This window comes from Nioella nitratireducens (assembly GCF_001879715.1).
GTDB classification, from domain to species: Bacteria; Pseudomonadota; Alphaproteobacteria; order Rhodobacterales; family Rhodobacteraceae; genus Nioella; species Nioella nitratireducens.
Map to the genome: position 1 here is coordinate 1 of NZ_MNBW01000030.1, position 20,694 is coordinate 20,694.

Sequence of the window (20,694 nt, forward strand, 5' to 3'; positions counted from 1 at the left end):
CGCAATTTGGAGGCTGCGCGCGTGGCCATAACCTGTCGGCAGCCCTTCTTCCCGACGTGCTATGGGACGGAACTGACGTCGAACGCCATGCTCAAATGGCAGGAAGATCGCCAGGTCGAGTGGCATTACATCGCGCCGGGAAAGCCGATGCAGAACGGCTTTGTGGAGAGCTTCAACGGACGCTTGCGCGACGAGTGCCTGAACGAGCACCTGTTCTCGACCCTTCGCCATGCCCGCCATTTGATTGCGGCATGGCGCGACGACTATAACACCGAACGTCCGCACTCGGCTTTGGATTACCAGACCCCGGCCGACTACGCGCGGACCCTGACCACCGCAATCGCCCGCCCCGCTGCGCGAGATGAAAGCTCCGCGCGTCGGGCGATTGCTCAACCCGCGCCAATCGGCGTAAACACCAACCGGGCTCCGGTCGCGGCTGGATGAAAGTTCAGTGGCAGGTCAGGAGGTCATCAACTTTCTCGGCCCCTGGAAGTCTATGGCACAGGTCGAGTGGGAGACCCTGCAATGGGTCAGCTGGTATAACAATGAGCGGCTACACAGTGCCATCGGTCATCGGCCGCCGCAGGAAGTGGAGGAGGCATTCTACGAAAAAATGAAAACCCTTGAAAAAGCCGCTTAGGTTTTGAACAAAGAAGCCTCTCGGAAACCCGGGGCAGTTCAGTATTGCAGCTCTGACGGCGTGCGTGGTCGTGGCGCTCCCATGGCGAACTTGTCCCATAATGCTTCCTTCCATTCTTGCGAAAGGATCGCACCATCAAACCGTGGGATCAAACACCTTATGTGTCTCGGCCCTGATATAGCTTCCCCGTCGCCGCTCCCGGCCAGGAGCGGCGACGGGGTTGGATACAGCGCTAAACACCTTGTGGCATGACCACGTCATCTAGCAGGCTGATCCTGCCTCTCTTCACCGTCTCGAACAGTTGACGGCGGCCCGTTTTGTGGGACCGCGAAGCATAAGGAAGAGAGAGTGACATGATATCTGAGACTACCATCCTTGGGATAGATGTATCGCGCGACTGGTTGGACGGGTTCTGCCTTCCTGGCCAGAATCGGTTCCGGCACCCCAACACGGCGGATGGCCATATTGCGTTGGTCGCGATGATCCAGAAGCTATCCGGCCCCGTGAAAGTGGGATTTGAAGCTACAGGTGGCCATGAATGGGTGCTCTGGACGGAACTTGTCGATGCAGGGATTATCGCTGTCCAGCTGTCTCCGGCACAGATCAAGGCGTTCGCGCTTTCCCGGGGCACGCTGGCGAAGACTGACCGGATCGATGCCGAACTCATCGCCAGGTTCATGGCATTCAGACCTGAGGCCGGGCGAGAACTTCCAGATGAGAATCTACGTATTCTCAGAACCTTGACGACGCGGAGGGGGCAACTTGTCGATATGCGCAAGCGGCTCAAAGCCCAGATCGCCGCGCGCAGGAAGCAGGGTATTTCTGCCGACGTCGAGACCATGGATGATGAACTCAAAGAGGTGCTCGATACTCAGATCGATCAAATCGAACGGCGGATCGAAAACGTCATCGCACAAGTGGAGCCTCTTGCCGCCAAGGCGAACCTACTGCGATCAATCCCGGGAATTGGTCCGGTCTCAGCTGCGATGCTGATTGCCGAATTGCCCGAACTAGGTCGAATGACATCAGGCGAAGCCGGTGCCATGACTGGCCTGGCACCAGTCCCACACGACAGCGGGGCAATGCGAGGGAGGAGAACGATTGCGGGCGGTCGACGATCGCTGCGACGTGTTCTGTTCCAGGCTGCGCTCGCCGCTGCCTGCCATAATCCAGTTCTCAAACCGGTCGCAAAACGTCTGAAAGAACGCGGTAAGCCCCACAAGCTCGTCATCATCGCAATCGCACGCAGGCTGATCACAATCGCCAACGCGATCATCAAAACTGGCATCCCGTGGCAGCTTCAGCTCGGCGAATAAACACAGTTGCTAGGCGTCTCAAAGCGGGCCGCTTGACCTCCAGCTTTTGCCCACTCCCAAAGACTGCAACTATTGACCCGTTCCCGAGCCATTCGAATCGCACTCACGGCTTGAACTTGGTCCGCATCTTCGCTAATATTCTAACAGGTGTTAGATTACTAGCGAAGAGATCATATGACCTCCCCACTTCATCAGCTGAAAATCATCGAGCTCGGTCATGTTATTGCTGGACCACTCTCGACCTCGCTGCTTTCTGATTTTGGGGCAGACGTCATCAAGATCGAGGCACCCAACCGAACGGACATGATGCGCGATCTCGGACCAAAGGCCGGGGATGGGGTTGGCGTTTGGTGGAAAACTCTGGGCCGCAACAAAAAAATTCTGAGCCTCGACTGGAAGTCGGGCGAAGGACGGGACATCCTGCGCAGACTGGTTGAAAGCGCCGACGTACTTGTTGAAAATTTCCGGCCAGGCGTGCTTGAACGTGCGGGTGTCGGGCCCGAAACCCTGCATAAGTGGAACCCGGATCTGGTTATTCTGCGCGTTTCGGGTTACGGTCAGGGCGGCCCGATGCGGGACGTACCCGCTTTCGGGCGCGCGGCAGAGGCGATGAGTGGTCTCGCCCATCTGACTGGTTTTGCGGACGGGCCACCGATGCACCCCGGATTTCCAGCGGCCGACAGCACGACAGGGTTGATGGGTGCTTTGGGGATCATGATCGCGCTGTTTGCCCGGGAAAAAGGGATTGCGCGTGGTCAGGTCGTCGATCTTGCGGTGTTCGAGGCACTGCTTCGACTGATGGACTATCCCGTGCCCGCATTGACGGGCGCGAACCTCTCGCCGCGGCGCAACGGGCTGCGCCAGCCGATGGATTTTGCGCCGGGGGGCATGTTCCGAACCACTGATGGGGTGTGGGTGACCGTTTCGGCTGGCAGTGCAGAAACAGCGCAACGCCTGTTGCGGGCGGTCGGCGGAGATGTGCTGGCCGATGATCCGCGGTTCGCTACTCTCGGCGAGATGTCGCAGCATATGGCCGTGGTCTTCGACGCCATAAACGATTTCGTCACGCAACACACGCTTGCGGAAGTCGAGGCGGAGTTTGCCCACCATGATGCGGTTGCCTCTCGTGTGCTGAGCGTCGAGGAGATCGTGACGAATGAGCAGATACGTCATCGCGGCGACATCGTATCGGTTGAGGGCGAGCAAACGCAGGTGATCGGACCTATTCCGCATCTCAGCGCCACCCCCGGTGAGTTGCGCTGGCTAGGGCGGCCGCCGGGCGCGGACAGCCGAAGCATTCTGCGCAATCTTGGATATGACGACGACCGGATCACTGCCCTGTGTGAGGCAGGGTTTGTAGGTGTGGATGGGAGCGAGACACAATGACATTTCGGATGACGGGTGATCAAAAGGAAATTCGAGATCAGATCCTGCGTATATGTGCGCAGTTCGATGACGACTTCTGGCTGGACCGGGATCGGAACGGGGGTTTCCCGCATGAATTGCACAGGGCGATGGCAGATGGTGGCTGGCTTGGTATTGCCATGCCGGAAGACGTCGGCGGTTCTGGTCTAGGGATCACCGAAGCGACCATCATGATGCAGGCGATTGCCGAATCGGGGGCTGGCGCCAGCGGGGCCTCGGCCATTCACATGAACATTTTCGGGCTCAACCCGGTGGTCAAGTTCGGAACCGATGAACAGCGCGCGCGCATGCTGCCCCCCCTGATCGCCGGCGATCAAAAAGCTTGTTTCGCTGTAACCGAGCCGACGACCGGGCTGGATACGACCAAGCTGAAAACCATGGCGGTGCGACAGGGAGATAGGTATGTCGTGCACGGGCAGAAGGTCTGGATTTCGACCGCGCAGGTGGCGGACAAAATGTTACTTTTGGCCAGAACAACGCGGCTTGAGGATGTGATCAACCCGACCGAAGGGCTGAGCCTGTTCTATACCGATCTCAACCGCGATTTCGTTGATGTGCGAGAGATCGAAAAGATGGGGCGCAAGGCGGTCGATTCGAACGAGGTTTTCATAGACGGGCTGCCGATACCGGCTGAAGACCTGATCGGAGAAGAGGGCAAGGGTTTTCGGCAAATCCTGCACGGGCTGAACCCGGAACGCATCCTAGTGGCCGGCGAATGTATCGGCATCGCCCGCAATGCTCTGGCGCGCGCAGCGCAATATGCCAAAGAACGGGTGGTTTTCGACCGGCCCATCGGTCAGAATCAGGGCGTTCAGCATCCGCTGGCTCAGGCTTGGGCGCGGATGGAATCGGCCAATCTCATGGTGATGCACGCCGCTGCCCTTTACGATGCGGGAGAGCCTTGCGGCATCGAAGCGAACGCAGCCAAGCTATTGGCCGCCGACGCCGCGGTCGAGGCAACCGAGGCCGCACAGATCACCTTTGGCGGATTCGGATACGCCAAGGAATATCACGTGGAGCGTCTGGTCCGGGAGGCACTGTTGTTCCGTATCGTACCGGTGACGCCACAGATGCTTTTATCGTTCATAGCGGAAAAAGCGCTTGGACTTCCAAAGTCTTACTGACCGCGAGTCACGTTCTGGGACAGCGTACATTCTCTGCTTGATTTTTTTCTAACGACCGTTAGAATATTGAAAAATGCCCCAACCGGGGAACAAGGGAGGAGGCGTCATGAGTGAGACGCAGTTCGGGTCTTCGCGAGAGGACCTGTCAAACCGTACAACCGTTTACGCACAAGATTTGTTCGCGGGAAAAAACGTCGTTGTAACCGGCGCAGGTGGCGGATTGGGGCTGGTAATTGCGACTCTGTTCGCCAAGTTGGGCGCCAATCTGGCGATCAATGGACGCAACGAGGAAAAGCTGGCCTCGGCCAAAGAGTACCTCGAGAGCTTTGGCGGCAGGGTTTTCGCCAAGCCCATGACCATCCGTGACCCTGAACAGGTCGAGGATTTTGTCGCCAGGACAAATCAGGAATTCGGTTCCATAGACGTTTTGGTGAACAATGCCGGGGGGCAGTTTCCGCAGGCCGCGCTGGATTTTTCCCCGAAAGGTTGGAACGCCGTTATAGACACCAACCTCAACGGAACCTGGTGGATGATGCAGTCCACCGCGCGCCACTGGGTTGCGAGCAAGAAACCGGGTTCCATCGTGAACATCGTGGCCGATATCTGGCGCGGCATGCCCGGCATCGCGCATACCTGTGCCGCGCGGGCAGGGGTGATATACTTGTCAAAATCGGTCGCGGTAGAGTGGGCGCCGCATGGGATTCGCGTGAATTGCGTGGCGCCGGGTTGCTGTGAAAGCAACGGTTTCGGGAATTATCCTGCTGAGGGGGCCGCAACCTTTCAGGACTCCAATCCGATGCGGCACGCCGGGGACGAATGGGATGTCGCTGAAGGCGTTGTCTATATGGCAGCCAATTCCGGTAAATTTGTAACCGGCGAAGTTCTGAACATCGACGGTGGGCAACAATTGTGGGGAGATCCATGGCCAACGGGGCGACCGGACTACTTCCGGATTTCCTGATGAAAGCCATGAACCTTAGTGGGGACAATAGGATCTAGATGACGACGAAAAACAGAATATCAGCTGGAGCCGACAATGGGGCGATACTCGAGTGCAGCGGGATCGAACGCCGGTTTGGCGGCATCGTCGCTGTCACGGGTGTGGATCTCGTTATTCAACGGGGAGAAATCTTTGGGCTTGTCGGTCCGAATGGGAGTGGCAAGACAACACTGACGAACGCTATCACCGGGTTTTACCCGCCAAATGTGGGTGCTGTACGGCTGGCCGGGCGCGACATCACGGGCATGGCTCCTCACAAGGTGGCCAAGCTCGGGGTTGCCAGAACGTTCCAGAACCTTGCCCTGTTCAATGGGATGAGTGTTCTCGACAACATCTTGCTCGGGCGGCACATCCACATGAAACCGGGCGTTTTGCGCACGGCGCTCTATTGGTGGGCCGCACGACATGAGGAAATCGAGAACCGTAAGATCGTCGAGGAGGTGATCGAGTTTCTGCAGCTTGAAGGCATCCGGCATGAATTGGTCGACGGTCTCCCGATCGGGCTGAAAAAGCGAGTCGAGCTTGCACGGGCTCTTGTGGCAGAGCCGCAGTTATTGATCCTTGACGAGCCGATGGCGGGCATGAATCAGGAAGAGAAGGGGTATATGTCCCGCTTCGTTCTGGATGCCCGTGCCGAACGTGGCGTCAGCGTTCTCCTGATCGAGCACCATATGGATGTCATCACCGGCATTTGTGATCGGATGCTGGCGTTGAATTATGGCGAAATGATCGCCAGCGGCATTCCGAAAGACGTTGTAAAAGACCCGCGGGTCATCGAGGCATATATCGGAGGGTCGCATGACTGATTTGACGAAGAATAAGTCTTCGGGCGGCGACACGATTGGTGCACTTCTGGCGCGGAACGCGTCGCGCCACGGAAAGGATATCGCGCTTCGCGAAAAGAAGCGCGGGATCTGGGAAGAAACCACTTGGGCGGAATACGCCGAAGAGGTGCTTGCCTGCGCCGCCGGACTTGAAAAGATCGGCGTAAGGCCGGGCAAGGCTGTACTTATCCTGGGCGATAACCGTGCACGGTTATATGGCGGCATGCTGGCTGTTTCGTTGCTCGGTGCCTATGCAATGCCTGCCTATCCCGGCGCGACGCTCGAAGAACTTCGGCACTTTCTAGGCGAAGTCGAAATCGTCGCGGCCATCGCCGAAGATCAGGAGCAGGTAGACAAGATCCTGGAACTGAAGGACGCGGGCGCCGAGGGTATCGACCACATTATTTATGATGAAGCGCGAGGCCTCGGATTCTATGAGGTTGAAGGGCTGATGTCCTGGGATCACCTGATCGAAGTCGGTCAGCACGATCTTAATGAAACCCCGGGCTTGCGCGAAGAGCTCTTTGGTCGGACAAAGCCCGGCGACCCGGCCATTTTCCTGCATTCGTCAGGGACCACGGGAAAGCCGAAAGGTATCGTTCTGAGTCAAAAGAACGTTCTTGCTGCGGCCAGGAACGGGTATGCAGCGGGTGTATTCGGCGAAAACGAGGAAATCCTCGCCTATCTGCCGACGGCCTGGGTGGGCGACTTCGCCATTACCGTCGCGGCGGCGCTGCTCTGTCGGTTCACCGTGAACGTGCCTGAACGTCAGGAAACCGTCGTTCGCGACATGCGCGAAATCGCTCCGACATTCTATCTGGCGGCACCGAGAAGCTGGGATCAAATGCTGACGACTATCCAGGTGGGCATGGAGAACTCGACCCCGGTCAAGAAATGGCTTTACCATTTCTTCATGGACCGGGCGATCGCCGCCGAGACGCGCAAGCTGAATGGTAAAAGCGGCGGTCTGCTAGAGCCTTTGGGTCGACTTTTGGGTGAGGTGATGGTTTTTGGTCCGATCAAGGATCAATTTGGCATGAGCCGCCTGAGGAGTGCGTTTACCGGTGGCGAGGCGATTGGCGAAGATACCTTCGTGTTCTACCGCGCCCTCGGGATCAAGCTGCGCCAGTTCTACGGCCAGACCGAGAACAGCGCGTTCACCGCGATGCAAGGCCCCAACGAAGTGCGCCTGCATACCGTCGGCAAGCCGGTGCCGGGTGTCGAGGCGAAGATTGACGAGAGCGGTGAAATCCTCTTGCGCGCGGAAAGCGTGTTTGAAGGGTATTTCAACAAACCCGAAGCGACCGCCGAAGCCCTGACGGACGGGTGGCTGCATACTGGCGATGCCGGTTACTTGGAGAAAGACGGCCACCTGGTTGTTCTGGGACGTGTCTCCGAGGTCATGCATACGGCCGGAGGCGAGCGCTATGTGCCAAACTACATCGAGAACCGGTTGAAGTTCAGCCCGTATATCAAGGATGCGGCTGTTATCGGCGCCGGTCTGGACGAATTGACGGCCATGGTCTGCATGGATTTCGAGGCAGTGGGACACTGGGCCGAAGTGAACGGAGTTCCCTATGTGTCCTATTCCGATCTGTCTCAACGCGACGAGGTCGCCGCGCTGCTGCACGAGGCATTCCAGCGGGTAAACAAGGTCGTCACGGAGCCATTGCGTCTGCAACGCTTTGTCTGCCTGCCGAAGGAGTTCGACCCGGACGATGGTGAGATTACGCGGACCCGAAAACTGCGACGCAAGGTCGTGCAGGAGCGCTATGCCGACGTAATCGCGGCGCTCTACGACGGTTCAAAAGAGGTCCATGTAAGCGCGCAGGTGACTTACGAGACCGGGGAAGTAGGGAAGGTCGAAAGAAGCCTTCCCGTCAGGGAGGTATAAATGGATTGGATCTTTCTAACCGAGCTTGCGATCAACGGGGCCCTGACGGGTCTGTTGTATTCGCTGTTCGCCATCGGCCTCGTGCTGATCTACAAGGCGTCCTCTGTGCCCAATCTGGCGCAGGGCGGGCTGACGATGGTGGGAGCCTATGTGGTTCTTGCCTTGGCGCACGATGCGGGTTTGCCTTTGTGGCTGGCTATTCCGCTTGCCGCAGTTATCATGTTCGGTTTGGGTTTTGGCATCGAGCGGGTGGCGCTTCGGCGCCTCGCCGGCCGTCCAGTCATCATGATCCTGATGTTGACACTTGGCCTCGACATCTTTCTGCGGGGCACAACGCTTGCGATCTGGGGTGGGACGTCGCGTTCGGTCGAACTGGGTGTCAGCTATGACCCATTGATCCTGAGCGACATTTTCATCAGCCGCATACATCTTGTCGGTGCCGGCGTTGCGCTTGCCCTCTTTGTCGCTTTCATGGTGTTCTTTCGAACCCGGACCGGGATCAAATTGCGGGCGATCGCGGATGATTACATGGCATCATGGTCGGTCGGAATCTCGGTCGAGCACGGTGTCGGGCTGTCTTGGGCCCTTGCTTCTGTGGTGGCCGTGGCGGCAGGTGTCATCTGGGGCGAGATTCAGGGTGTCGATCAGGCACTGTCGCTTCTGCTTCTCAAGGGTCTGACTGTCGCAGTTTTGGGCGGTCTCGACAGCATTCTGGGCGCGATCGTTGCTGGCATCATCCTGGGCGTGATCGAAAATGTCGGCGCGGACTTTCTTGATCCGCTTGTCGGAGGCGGCAGCCGCGAACTCATCGTCGCATCCGTGCTCATTCTGACGGTCATGATCCGTCCGCACGGGCTGTTTGGCCGTCACGACATCGAAAGGGTGTAAGGGATGTTTTATCGACTTTCCGGTGTCCATCATGCGAACTATGTTTCGGATAGCCGTATCTTCAAGGTACCTGCTGACCGCAACCTGACCGTATTCCTTTTTCTGTTGGGTCTTGCTGCGCCGTTCATCATACCGTCGCTCTACCTGAACAATTACATGTTGCCTTGGCTGATCTGGACGGCCGCCGCGCTTGGGCTGAACCTGGTGACAGGTTGGGCTGGCCAGCTTCACCTGGGCTATGCTGCCGTAATGGCGGTCGGAGCGTATTCGGCGATTCACGCCGCGCGTTTCGGGGTGCCATGGGAGTTCGCCCTGGTAATCGGCGGGTTGACGTCATCTGTGATCGGCAGCCTGTTCGCCTTTGCCGCATTGCGGGTCAAGGGTCTCTATCTCGCACTCACGACTCTTGCGATGCAATTCGTGATGGACTGGGTTCTGAACCACTCGCCGGCGATTTCAGGTGGCTCGCACGCGTCGCTTCAATCGCCCACGCTGGCGCTGCTCGGTCAGGAGATTACTTCTGATACCGGGTATTACTATGTCGTCTTCGGATGGTGTGTGCTGGTGACGATCTTCATGCTCAACCTCAAACGCACCGCGCTTGGCCGCGCCTTGGTCGCCGTGCGGGAAAAAGACTTTGCCGCAGCGATCTTGGGTGTGAACAGTTTCTATTACAAGATCCTGGCCTTCGCTACCTCGTCTTTCATTGCGGGTGTCAGTGGTGCCTTGCTTGTCGCCACCTTCTACTTTCTTGCATCGCCAGAGCAGTTCTCAGTCTCCGTTTCAATCCAGGTTCTTGCTATGGTGATCGTCGGCGGTCTTGGCAGTATTATCGGATCCTATTTCGGTGTTGCCTTGATCCTTCTTGTTCCCGGTCTGGTGAACGGTCTCGTCGTCGCGATGAGCAACGGGCTTGGCATGCAGGTCAACGTGGAAACCCTCGCTCATATCCCAAATGCGGTCTATGGCGCGCTGATCGTCATAATCCTTCTGATCGAACCGCTTGGTTTGGGAAAACTCTACGGCAACATCAGAGACTACCTGATGGTCTGGCCCTTCGATCAGTTTAAGAAATAAGGGAAATGCCGATGCAAGAAAAAGTTGAAGCCGCGCCCATTCTGTCAATGAACAGTGTCGAGGTGCTGTACGACAATGTGATGCTGGCGATCAAAGGCGTTTCGATCCAGGTGCCAACGGGCGAGATGATCGCGCTCCTGGGCTCGAACGGAGCGGGAAAAAGCACCACGCTAAAAGCGATCAGCGGTCTCTTGAAGGCAGAGCGCGGACGCATCAGCCGAGGTGAAATTGCGTTCCAGGGAACAGACATAACCGAAGTGCTTGCGCAAAACCGCGTCGCGATGGGTATCTGTCACGTCATCGAAGGGCGGCGAGTCTTCGAACACTTGACCCCCGACGAAAACCTGATCGCCGCTGCGCCGCGCGGAATGTCCCGATCGGTGCTGAATGCAGAAAAAGAAAAGATCTACGACTATTTTCCGCGGCTTGCAGAACGCCGTAATTCGCAGGCGGGGTATCTGTCGGGCGGCGAACAGCAAATGCTCGCCATTGGCCGAGCTCTTGTGACCCAGCCGAGTCTGCTGATGCTCGACGAGCCGAGTCTTGGACTTGCGCCATTCCTCGTGGCCGAAATTTTTGGCATCCTGCAAAAGATCAACCGCAAGGAGGGCATGTCGGTCCTACTGGTGGAGCAGAACGCACTGGCCGCTCTGGAGATTGTTTCACAAGGGTACCTGATCGAGAACGGCCGCGTTGTCATGCACGGGACAGCCGCGGCGCTCAAATCCAACTCCGACATTCAGGAATTCTACCTGGGCGGCGGCGAAGGTACCAACTTTCACAATGTCAAGCATTACAGCCGCCGCAAGCGATGGTTGAGTTAAGTCTTTAGACACTGATTGCTCAGGGAGGACAAGATGAAGAAACTCACCAAGGCACTGGCTGTATTTTCCATGATGGGGAGTTGGATGGCCGGCACCCAGGCTCTGGCGGAGCCATTCAAGGTCGGGGTTTGCTATGATTTCAGCAAGGCCTGCACCTTCGCCACGCCGCAGGCGTCGTAGGCGGCGATGGATTTGTCGAAGCTGATCAACATGCAGGGCGGGATCGGTGGCGAGCCGGTCGAGGTTATCGTTCGCGACCACGGAAACGAGCCGCAGCGCGGCATTGAGTGTTATTCAAAGCTCAGCCGCGAAGGCGTCTTCGTCTTTGACACGCTTTCCACGCCTGTGTTTCTGGCAGTCCTGCCGCGGGCCATGGAAGATGAGAAAATTCTGATGAAGTCACTTGTCGGTCGCGGCGATGCCGTAGACGGCACGGTCTTTGACTGGGTCTATCCGATCGGGCCGACTTATTGGGGACAGGCAGCCAACGACTTCGCCTATATCAAGCAATTGCATGACGGCGACATGTCGGATGTGAAGGTGGGCTTTGTCTATTTCGATTACCCGTTTAGGCAGGAGCCGATCGAGATTCTGAAAACCTTGGCCGAGAAAGAGGGTTTCGAGCTCCACCTCTACCCTGTGCCGCTGCCGGGCAGCGATCAGGCCAGTGTGCGGTCCAAGGTACGCCGTGAAAACCCCGACCATGTGATCGTCTGGATGCTCGGAGGCGCGCATGTCGTCGCCTCGAAAGAGATGAAGCGAAATGGCATCCCGATGGAGAAGTACATTTCGGTCAACTGGCTGAACGAAGTGGATATTGCCAATATCGGCAACGAAGTAGCTATCGGTATCAAGCGCGGCACCAATGTCGTGGGTGGACAGGATTTTGCCTTGTACCAAGAAATCATGACCGAGCTCTACGGCAAGGGGCAAGGTTCCGGCCCGCTAGAGAAGACCCAGGACGTTTTCTATAACACCGGACTGGCTATGTACTCCATCGTGTTTGAGGCCGCGCGCAAAGCGGTCGAAAACGAAGGTCTGCCGATCACCGCAAAGTCCTACAAGGCGGGACTGGAGTCGCTTGAAGGCTTCGACGCGAACGGATTGATGGCACTTATTACCGTGACTGCCAAAGATCATGGCGGCGGTGGCAAGACACGGATCGAGATGTGGGACGGTAAGGCCTGGGTGCCGCAAACCGACTGGATCTCTGAATTTACTGATGTTGTATGGGATGCGGTGAAGAAAAGCTCTTCGAAATACCAACAGCAAAAAACGAACAAGAATTCGGGAAAAAATCGGTTACGGCTGCCGCGCGCCCCGAAGACTGATCAAGCCGTTCGACTATCATCCATGGGAGGAATACACCGTGAACCTTACGAAACAACTCAAAACTGTGGCGTTCGCCACAGCGTTGGCGGCAGGCGGGACAGCCGCGTCCGCGCAAGACCAAGAACCGATCCGGTTCGGGCTCTGTTTCGACCTCAGTAGATCTTACACCTTCATCTCTCCGCAAGTGGCCCAGGCCGCGCAGGACCTTGCGATGTATACCAACGACAACGGTGGAATCGGGGGGCATCCGGTCGAGATCATCGTTCGTGACCATGGCAACGAACCGCAACGTGGCGTGGAATGCTATGAGCAACTCAGGCGCGAAGGTGTGTTCATCTTCAACTTCCTGTCCACGCCCGTCACGAACGCGGTCCTGCCGCGGGCCATGGAGGACGGAAACATTCTGATGCAGTCCTTCGTTGGCCGCGGCGACGCGGTTGACGGTGAAGTGTTCGACTGGGTGTTCCCGGTTGGTCCGACTTATTGGCAGCAGGCCGCCAACGATGTCGCCTTCATCAGAGGCCAGATGGGAGGCGATCTGTCCAATGCAACGATCGGCTTTGTCTATCTTGATTATCCGTTCGGCCAGGAACCGATCGAGATTCTCAGGACTCTGGCCGAGAGGGAAGGTTTCGAGCTTGTACTCTATCCGGTGCCGCTGCCGGGATCGGACCAGGCGAGTGTGTGGAGCAATGTCCGCCGCGACCGGCCGGACTATGTGATCAGCTGGCTGCTGGCCGGTGGGCACGTGGTTGCGGCCAGGGAAATGCGCCGCAACGGGTTCCCGATTGACCGCTACTTGTCGGTGAACTGGATGAACGAGGTCGATATCAACAACATCGGCGCGGAAGAGGCAACAGGCATCCTTCGCGGGACAAACGTCGCCGGAGGCCAGGAAGTGCCGATCGTCAGGACGATGCTGGAAACCTACTATGACAACGGCGAAGGCAGCGGTCCCGAGAGCTTGGTTAGTGACGTGTACTACAACACTGGCCTGGCGATTTACTCGGTCGGTTTCGAGGCAGCACGTATCGCGATTGCCGAAAATGGTTGGCCCATCACGCCGGAAACCATGCAGGCGGCCTATGAATCGATTGAGAACTTCGATGGCAATGGCCTCATGGCACCCGTCACCGTCACTGCGAACGACCACGGCGGCGGCGGCAGGACGCGCGTCGAACAATGGGACGGGTCAAGCTGGGTTCCGTTGACCGACTGGAGCGCCGACTATCTTGACGTTGTTTGGGAAGTCATCCGGCACAGCTCCGCAACGTTCACCGTCGATTAAGTCGATCGAACAAGCATGAACTTCCCCGCGGCAAACCTGTCGTGGGGAAGATTCGCCCCAGAATTATCCAATGAGAACGAAGCAGGTATCATGAGCCCCATTGTTTTGAAGATCGAAGACGGCATCGCGACCGTCTCAATCAACCGGCCCGAGCGAAAGAATGCGCTTTCCGTGGCCGCGACAAACGGGCTGACCGATGCCTGGGAACAGATCGAGGCGGATGAAAGCGTTCGTGTGGCCATTCTGACTTCGGCCGATTGCGGGGTGTTCTGCGCCGGGCTGGATTTGAAGGAAGCTACGCAGATTGCGCGCGATGAAGGGGTCGATATCCTGACCAAGATGCGCGATCCGTTTCACGAAACCATGCGCGCCTGCAAGAAGCCGATCATCGCGGCGATGACGGGGTCGCTGATGGCGGGCGGTATGATGCTAACGCTGAATTGCGATTTGCGGGTCGGACTCAAGGGGACCAAGGTTGGCATTACCGAGGTGAAGATCGGCCGCGGGTCGCCTTGGGCTTCGCCGGCACTGACCATGCTACCGCAGCCCATCCTTATGGAAATCCTGCTGACCGGAGACCTGATGCCGATCGAGCGGCTCCACGAATACGGGTTCACCAACTATATCGAGGACACCCCCGATGCCGTTCGCGCACGGGCATTCGAGCTTGCCAAACGCATAGCCAGCGGGGCCCCGCTTTCGGTGATCGCCGCCAAAGGCGGCGTTCGCGCGACCATGGACCTGGGCTGTGCGGGGGGCCTCGAAGAAGGTAAGCGCCTGCACCAGGTTGTATACGCCAGCAACGACGCGATTGAGGGGCCCAGGGCATTCGCCGAAAAACGAGCGCCGGTCTGGACGGGTACATGATGGAGATTGGAATGACTGACCTTATTCATCTTGACCGGGAAGGGCCTGTCGGCATCTTGCGTTTTCTCCAGCCAACAAAGCGCAACCCCTACAGCTTGGCATTCGTCGAGCAACTGGTGGCGCTCTTGCGCGAGGCCGACCAGGATGATGCAATCCGCGTCGTCGTCATGACCGGCGGCGATCATTTCAGCAGCGGTGGCGATCTCGTCGGGTTTCAGGCTGAGATCGCCAAAGGAGCCAGGGCGACATCCGAAATGATCGACCGCGTTCATGATGGCGGGCGCGCGGCCTATCTTTTTCGCAAGCCTCTGATTTCTGCTGTATGCGGAGTAGCATTTGGTGCCGGCCTCAGCCTGGCCCTGTCGGCGGATATCGTCGTAGCGGCCGAAGATGCCCGGCTGTGCGAGGTTTTTGCCCGTGTCGGTGGCTGCCCCGACACCGGGTCGAGCTGGCTTCTTCAGCAACGTGCCGGCGCGGGCGTGGCGCGGATGCTTGTTCTCACGGGGCGCGAGATCGACGGGCGCACCGCCCGCGACCTGCGCGTCGTCGAGGAATGTGTGTCGGCCGGACAGGTCGAGGCACGCGCGCTTGAGATCGCGCGCGAGATTGCACAGCATCCGATGTTCGGCGTTCAAACCGCCAAGCGCGTGATGCGCGCCACGGCGGAATGTAGTTATATTGAGGCTCTGGATATCGAACGCGATTCCCAAAGCGTTCTGCTGTGCGCGCATGATTTTCCAGAGGCCATGAAAGCGTTCTCAGAGAAACGCAAACCTCAATTCACGGACCGATAAGCCGGTCGAAATTATATCGAAGAACCCAAGGAGACCGTAGATGAAGGTACTTGTGCCTGTCAAACGCGTGATCGACTACAACGTGAAGGTCCGCGTCAAGGCGGACGGAAGCGGTGTCGATCTCGCCAATGTCAAAATGTCGATGAACCCGTTCGACGAAATCGCGGTCGAAGAGGCGATCCGCCTCAAAGAGGCCGGCAAGGTCGAAGAAGTCGCCGTCGTGTCGATCGGCGTCAAGCAGGCGCAGGAAACCCTGCGCACCGCCTTGGCCATGGGCGCCGACCGTGCCATTCTGGTTAACGCCGCTGATGACGTCCACACCGACATCGAACCGCTGGCCGTCGCCAAGATCCTCAAGGCCGTCATCGCCGAGGAGAACCCCGGTCTGGTGATCGCGGGCAAACAGGCCATCGACAACGACATGAACGCCACCGGCCAGATGCTTTCCGCGCTGCTGGGTTGGTCTCAGGCGGCTTTTGCCTCCAAGCTGGAGATCGAAGGCGATCATGCGCTCGTCACCCGCGAGGTGGACGGCGGTCTGCAGACGATCAAGGTGAAACTTCCCACCATCGTCACCGCCGACCTGCGCCTGAACGAGCCGCGCTATGCGTCTTTGCCCAACATCATGAAGGCAAAGAAAAAGCCGCTCGAGGAAAAGACTGCCGCCGATTACGGCGTCGATGTCACCCCGCGTCTGACTGTGGTCAAGACCACTGAACCCGCAGCGCGCGCAACAGGCATCAAGGTGGCCTCGGTGGACGAGCTTGTAGCAAAACTCAAAGAAGCGGGGGCTGTGTAATGGCTGTTCTTCTGATTGCTGAAGTGACCGATGGCGCGCTGGCGCTGGACGCCACCGCCAAGGCAGTGACCGCGGCCAAACAACTGGGCGATGTGATCGTGCTCTGCACCGGCGCTTCGGCCAAAGCGGCGGCGGATGAGGCCGCCAAGATCGGGGGCGTGTCGAAGGTGCTGGTCGCCGAGGATGCGCTTTACGGCCACCGCCTTGCCGAACCCGTGGCCGCCCTGATCGTCAGCCTCGCCTCGGGCTATTCGCATATCGTGGCACCGTCCACGACCGATGCGAAAAACATCATGCCGCGCGTAGCGGCCTTGCTGGATGTGATGATTCTATCCGACGTGGTTGGCGTGATCGATGCCGACACGTTCGAACGTCCGATCTATGCGGGCAACGCGATCCAGACGGTGAAATCCACCGACAGCGTCAAGGTCATGACCATCCGGACCTCGACCTTTGACCTTGCGCCCATGGGTGGTTCGGCCCCGGTCGAAGCTATCGCCACCGGCGACAACCCCGGCCTGTCCGAATGGGTCGAAGATAAGGTGGCCGCCTCTGACCGCCCCGAACTGACCAGCGCAGGCGTGGTCGTGTCGGGCGGGCGCGGCGTTGGTTCGGAAACCGACTTCGCCCTGATCGAGAAACTGGCCGACAAGCTGGGCGCCGCCGTCGGCGCATCCCGCGCGGCTGTGGACTCGGGCTTTGCGCCGAACGATTGGCAGGTGGGCCAGACTGGCAAGGTCGTCGCCCCGGACCTGTACATCGCCATTGGCATCTCAGGCGCCATCCAACACCTAGCTGGCATGAAGGACTCGAAGATCATCGTCGCGATCAACAAGGACGAAGAAGCACCGATCTTCCAAGTTGCTGACTTCGGCCTGGTCGCCGACCTTTTCGTGGCCGTCCCGGCCCTGATTGACGCGCTGTAAATCGCGGCACATCGAATGCGAGAAAGCCCGTCATCCGGCGGGCTTTTTTTGTATGCACATCTTGTTCCTAAGTAGTTCATCCTGAACAGCTCTCATCCTGCTGATTTCGCTTGATAAAGCAGTGTTTTTCTTTGGTTTTGAATGCAGCCTTTGGTATTATTGCAGCCAGAACCCTGCAATTTCGAGCTGCGATATGAAGCCCAGAAATCCGCCCCCGGAACAGGATGATCTGCTGCGCGCACGATTGGTCGAGATGATCGACATGCTCCACGAACTGGTAAAGCTCGCCGCCCTGATCGACTGGGAGGTGTTCGAGCGGGAATGGGCGGAGCTCTTCCCGTCCTCGGTCGGTCGTCCGGCCACGCCGACCCGCCTGGTCGCGGGGCTCTTCTATCTCCAGCATGCGTTCCGGCTCTCCGATGAGGCGGTCGTGGCGCGGTGGTCGGAGAACCCTTACTGGCAGCATTTCTGCGGCGAGACCTTCTTCCAGCATCGCCCGCCGATCAATCCCTCGTCGATGACCCGCTGGCGCAACCGGATCGGTGAGGAGGGTGTGGAGTGGCTGCTGACCGAGACGATCAGGGCCGGGCAGCGCGCCGGGACCGTGCAGGACGATCACCTGAAGACGATCACCGTCGACACCACGGTGATGGAAAAGCACATCGCCCATCCCACCGATGCCCGGCTTCACGAGAAGGCACGGCGAAAACTCGTCGCAATGGCGCGCGAGGCCGGCATCAGCCTGCGCCAGAACTACAATCGGCTCGCGCCGCGGCTTTGCGCGCAGGTCGGACGCTACGCCCATGCCCGGCAGTTCAAACGGATGCGCAAGGCGCTGCGCCGGCTCAAGGGCTATACCGGGCGTGTGCTGCGCGACATCGAGCGGCAGATGGACAAGGTGGCCGAGGGACCGCTGAAGCTGCGGCTGCAAGATCTGGTGGCCCTGGTGACCCGGCTCTTGGCGCAGAAGCCGAAGGACCGCAAGAAGCTCTACAGCCTGCATGAGCCGGCCGTCGACTGCATCTCGAAAGGCAAGGCGCACAAGCGCTACGAGTTCGGCACGAAGGTCAGCGTCGCCACCACGACGCAAGGCGGCTTCGTCGTCGGCATGCGGGCAATGCCGGGCAATCCTTACGACGGCCACACCCTGCACGAGGCGCTGGAACAGCTGGAGGTCCTGACCGATCAGCGCCCGGACATGGTCTTCGTCGATCGCGGCTACCGCGGTCATGGCGTCGAGACCGTGAAGGTCTTCATCAACGGTGCGAGGCGCGGCGTCACCAGGACGATCGCGAAACTCCTGCGACGACGAAGCGCCATAGAGCCGATGATCGGCCACATGAAGACCGACGGCCGCCTGACCAGATGCCCGCTCAAGGGAACAACCGGCGACGCCCTCTTCGCGGTCCTGTGCGGATGCGGTCACAACATCCGCATGATCCTGCGCCATCTGAGGGTCTTTTTGCGCCAGTTCATCTGGCGGATCGCACTGCTCCGAGGGTTCACGCGGGGCGCTGGCAGCCCTCAAGCACTGCAAATCGCCGCCTGAGATCGTTGTTCAGGATGAACTATTGCAGCCAGAACCCTGCAATTTCGAGCTGCGATATGAAGCCCAGAAATCCGCCCCCGGAACAGGATGATCTGCTGCGCGCACGATTGGTCGAGATGATCGACATGCGCCACGAACTGGTAAAGCTCGCCGCCCTGATCGACTGGGAGGTGTTCGAGCGGGAATGGGCGGAGCTCTTCCCGTCCTCGGTCGGTCGTCCGGCCACGCCGACCCGCCTGGTCGCGGGGCTCTTCTATCTCCAGCATGCGTTCCGGCTCTCCGATGAGGCGGTCGTGGCGCGGTGGTCGGAGAACCCTTACTGGCAGCATTTCTGCGGCGAGACCTTCTTCCAGCATCGCCCGCCGATCAATCCCTCGTCGATGACCCGCTGGCGCAACCGGATCGGTGAGGAGGGTGTGGAGTGGCTGCTGACCGAGACGATCAGGGCCGGGCAGCGCGCCGGGACCGTGCAGGACGATCACCTGAAGACGATCACCGTCGACACCACGGTGATGGAAAAGCACATCGCCCATCCCACCGATGCCCGGCTTCACGAGAAGGCACGGCGAAAACTCGTCGCAATGGCGCGCGAGGCCGGCATCAGCCTGCGCCAGAACTACAATCGGCTCGCGCCGCGGCTTTGCGCGCAGGTCGGACGCTACGCCCATGCCCGGCAGTTCAAACGGATGCGCAAGGCGCTGCGCCGGCTCAAGGGCTATACCGGGCGTGTGCTGCGCGACATCGAGCGGCAGATGGACAAGGTGGCCGAGGGACCGCTGAAGCTGCGGCTGCAAGATCTGGTGGCCCTGGTGACCCGGCTCTTGGCGCAGAAGCCGAAGGACCGCAAGAAGCTCTACAGCCTGCATGAGCCGGCCGTCGACTGCATCTCGAAAGGCAAGGCGCACAAGCGCTACGAGTTCGGCACGAAGGTCAGCGTCGCCACCACGACGCAAGGCGGCTTCGTCGTCGGCATGCGGGCAATGCCGGGCAATCCTTACGACGGCCACACCCTGCACGAGGCGCTGGAACAGCTGGAGGTCCTGACCGATCAGCGCCCGGACATGGTCTTCGTCGATCGCGGCTACCGCGGTCATGGCGTCGAGACCGTGAAGGTCTTCATCAACGGTGCGAGGCGCGGCGTCACCAGGACGATCGCGAAACTCCTGCGACGACGAAGCGCCATAGAGCCGATGATCGGCCACATGAAGACCGACGGCCGCCTGACCAGATGCCCGCTCAAGGGAACAACCGGCGACGCCCTCTTCGCGGTCCTGTGCGGATGCGGTCACAACATCCGCATGATCCTGCGCCATCTGAGGGTCTTTTTGCGCCAGTTCATCTGGCGGATCGCACTGCTCCGAGGGTTCACGCGGGGCGCTGGCAGCCCTCAAGCACTGCAAATCGCCGCCTGAGATCGTTGTTCAGGATGAACGAAGTAGGCCTGCGGTGAGGGGTCAGGGGAATCGCGTTTGGGATTTGAGGTGATCTGAGGGGTCTTGCGGTCTTGGGCGGGATGGATTCTGGGGTGGGGATCGCCCTTTTGGAGCCCGTTCCCTGCATGGTTATCTTCCTCGCCGCTTTCGATGACATCCCCGATCCCCGAGCTGACAACGCGCGTCACGATCTTTGCGAACTGCTGGTCGTTGGCTTCGTCGCGGTGCTCTGTGACCTGCCACTGAACTTTCATCCAGCCGCGACCGGAGCCCGGTTGGTGTTTACGCCGATTGGCGCGGGTTGAGCAATCGCCCGACGCGCGGAGCTTTCATCTCGCGCAGCGGGGCGGGCGATTGCGGTGGTCAGGGTCCGCGCGTAGTCGGCCGGGGTCTGGTAATCCAAAGCCGAGTGCGGACGTTCGGTGTTATAGTCGGCAGCCCACGCGGCGATCACGACCCGCGCATGGGCCAGGTTGCGGAACATGGTCTCGTTGAGCAACTCATCACGCATCCTGCCATTGAAGCTTTCGACGAAACCGTTCTGCATCGGCTTGCCCGGCGCGATGTAGTGCCATTCGATCCGGTGCTCGGAACACCACCGCAGGATCGCGTTACTGGTCAGTTCCGTCCCATAGCACGTCGGGAAGAAGGGCTGCCGACAGGTTATGGCCACGCGCGCAGCCTCCAAATTGCG

Annotated in this window: 22 protein-coding genes; 20 read left to right on the forward strand and 2 right to left on the reverse strand. The window is 59.1% G+C overall.

The annotated features are described in order from the left end of the window. The 20 genes from BKY27_RS18200 to BKY27_RS18290 all read left to right on the forward strand — a co-directional run. Positions 1–444: integrase core domain-containing protein (locus tag BKY27_RS18200; RefSeq protein ID WP_233491895.1), on the forward strand; the 444-nt coding region annotated here is incomplete at its 5' end. 7 nt (positions 445–451) lie between these two features. After that, entirely contained in the window at positions 452–640 is a 189-nt protein-coding gene (locus tag BKY27_RS19795; RefSeq protein WP_158515000.1) for an integrase core domain-containing protein, read from the forward strand. A 353-nt stretch (positions 641–993) separates the two neighbouring features. Next, a complete protein-coding gene (locus BKY27_RS18210) occupies positions 994–1,956 on the forward strand; it encodes an IS110 family RNA-guided transposase (RefSeq protein ID WP_071675889.1) in 963 nt (320 codons plus the stop codon). Between the two features lie 174 nt (positions 1,957–2,130). Continuing rightward, on the forward strand, positions 2,131–3,342 hold the full coding sequence (locus BKY27_RS18215) for a CaiB/BaiF CoA transferase family protein (protein WP_071675890.1): 1,212 nt from the start codon (positions 2,131–2,133) through the stop codon (positions 3,340–3,342). A gap of 8 nt (positions 3,343–3,350) precedes the next feature. Then, positions 3,351–4,505: an acyl-CoA dehydrogenase family protein gene (locus BKY27_RS18220; protein ID WP_084668034.1), complete on the forward strand. Its 1,155-nt coding sequence runs from the start codon at positions 3,351–3,353 to the stop codon at positions 4,503–4,505. Between the two features lie 106 nt (positions 4,506–4,611). Next, positions 4,612–5,466 (forward strand): SDR family oxidoreductase, encoded by an 855-nt coding sequence (locus tag BKY27_RS18225; protein ID WP_071675892.1) that lies wholly within the window; start codon positions 4,612–4,614, stop codon positions 5,464–5,466. Positions 5,467–5,504: 38 nt separating this feature from the next. After that, positions 5,505–6,311: an ABC transporter ATP-binding protein gene (locus tag BKY27_RS18230; protein WP_071675893.1), complete on the forward strand. Its 807-nt coding sequence runs from the start codon at positions 5,505–5,507 to the stop codon at positions 6,309–6,311. After that, the gene (locus BKY27_RS18235; RefSeq protein WP_071675894.1) at positions 6,304–8,223 is read left to right on the forward strand and encodes an AMP-dependent synthetase/ligase; all 1,920 of its coding nucleotides are present in this window, start codon (positions 6,304–6,306) and stop codon (positions 8,221–8,223) included. Before BKY27_RS18230 ends, BKY27_RS18235 begins: the two co-directional genes overlap by 8 nt. After that, a complete protein-coding gene (locus BKY27_RS18240; RefSeq protein ID WP_071675895.1) occupies positions 8,224–9,111 on the forward strand; it encodes a branched-chain amino acid ABC transporter permease in 888 nt (295 codons plus the stop codon). A gap of 3 nt (positions 9,112–9,114) precedes the next feature. Beyond that, on the forward strand, positions 9,115–10,188 hold the full coding sequence (locus BKY27_RS18245; protein ID WP_071675896.1) for a branched-chain amino acid ABC transporter permease: 1,074 nt from the start codon (positions 9,115–9,117) through the stop codon (positions 10,186–10,188). Between the two features lie 11 nt (positions 10,189–10,199). Further along, on the forward strand, positions 10,200–11,012 hold the full coding sequence (locus BKY27_RS18250) for an ABC transporter ATP-binding protein (RefSeq protein ID WP_071675897.1): 813 nt from the start codon (positions 10,200–10,202) through the stop codon (positions 11,010–11,012). Positions 11,013–11,045: 33 nt separating this feature from the next. Beyond that, on the forward strand, positions 11,046–11,192 hold the full coding sequence (locus tag BKY27_RS20430) for a hypothetical protein (protein ID WP_233491896.1): 147 nt from the start codon (positions 11,046–11,048) through the stop codon (positions 11,190–11,192). A gap of 12 nt (positions 11,193–11,204) precedes the next feature. Beyond that, entirely contained in the window at positions 11,205–12,503 is a 1,299-nt protein-coding gene (locus BKY27_RS18255; RefSeq protein ID WP_233491897.1) for an ABC transporter substrate-binding protein, read from the forward strand. Then, the gene (locus BKY27_RS18260; RefSeq protein WP_233491901.1) at positions 12,409–13,632 is read left to right on the forward strand and encodes an ABC transporter substrate-binding protein; all 1,224 of its coding nucleotides are present in this window, start codon (positions 12,409–12,411) and stop codon (positions 13,630–13,632) included. Before BKY27_RS18255 ends, BKY27_RS18260 begins: the two co-directional genes overlap by 95 nt. Positions 13,633–13,737: 105 nt before the next feature. Further along, positions 13,738–14,499 (forward strand): enoyl-CoA hydratase/isomerase family protein, encoded by a 762-nt coding sequence (locus tag BKY27_RS18265; protein WP_233491898.1) that lies wholly within the window; start codon positions 13,738–13,740, stop codon positions 14,497–14,499. Further along, entirely contained in the window at positions 14,496–15,293 is a 798-nt protein-coding gene (locus tag BKY27_RS18270; RefSeq protein WP_233491899.1) for an enoyl-CoA hydratase/isomerase family protein, read from the forward strand. Before BKY27_RS18265 ends, BKY27_RS18270 begins: the two co-directional genes overlap by 4 nt. A 40-nt stretch (positions 15,294–15,333) precedes the next feature. Continuing rightward, positions 15,334–16,092: an electron transfer flavoprotein subunit beta/FixA family protein gene (locus tag BKY27_RS18275; RefSeq protein ID WP_071675900.1), complete on the forward strand. Its 759-nt coding sequence runs from the start codon at positions 15,334–15,336 to the stop codon at positions 16,090–16,092. Beyond that, a complete protein-coding gene (locus BKY27_RS18280; RefSeq protein ID WP_071675901.1) occupies positions 16,092–17,018 on the forward strand; it encodes an FAD-binding protein in 927 nt (308 codons plus the stop codon). Before BKY27_RS18275 ends, BKY27_RS18280 begins: the two co-directional genes overlap by 1 nt. A gap of 193 nt (positions 17,019–17,211) precedes the next feature. Then, positions 17,212–18,567, forward strand: a complete 1,356-nt coding sequence (locus BKY27_RS18285) for an IS5 family transposase (protein WP_071675902.1) — start codon at positions 17,212–17,214, stop codon at positions 18,565–18,567. A 56-nt stretch (positions 18,568–18,623) separates the two neighbouring features. Continuing rightward, on the forward strand, positions 18,624–19,979 hold the full coding sequence (locus tag BKY27_RS18290) for an IS5 family transposase (protein ID WP_071675903.1): 1,356 nt from the start codon (positions 18,624–18,626) through the stop codon (positions 19,977–19,979). Here the strand turns inward: BKY27_RS18290 and BKY27_RS20195 are convergent. Next, complete coding sequence (locus BKY27_RS20195; protein WP_158515001.1) at positions 19,955–20,254, reverse strand: hypothetical protein; 300 nt, start codon at positions 20,252–20,254, stop codon at positions 19,955–19,957. The two genes, BKY27_RS18290 and BKY27_RS20195, sit on opposite strands and share 25 nt — an antisense overlap. Beyond that, positions 20,251–20,694: integrase core domain-containing protein (locus tag BKY27_RS18300; RefSeq protein ID WP_233491900.1), on the reverse strand; the 444-nt coding region annotated here is incomplete at its 5' end. The genes BKY27_RS18300 and BKY27_RS20195, both read right to left, overlap by 4 nt.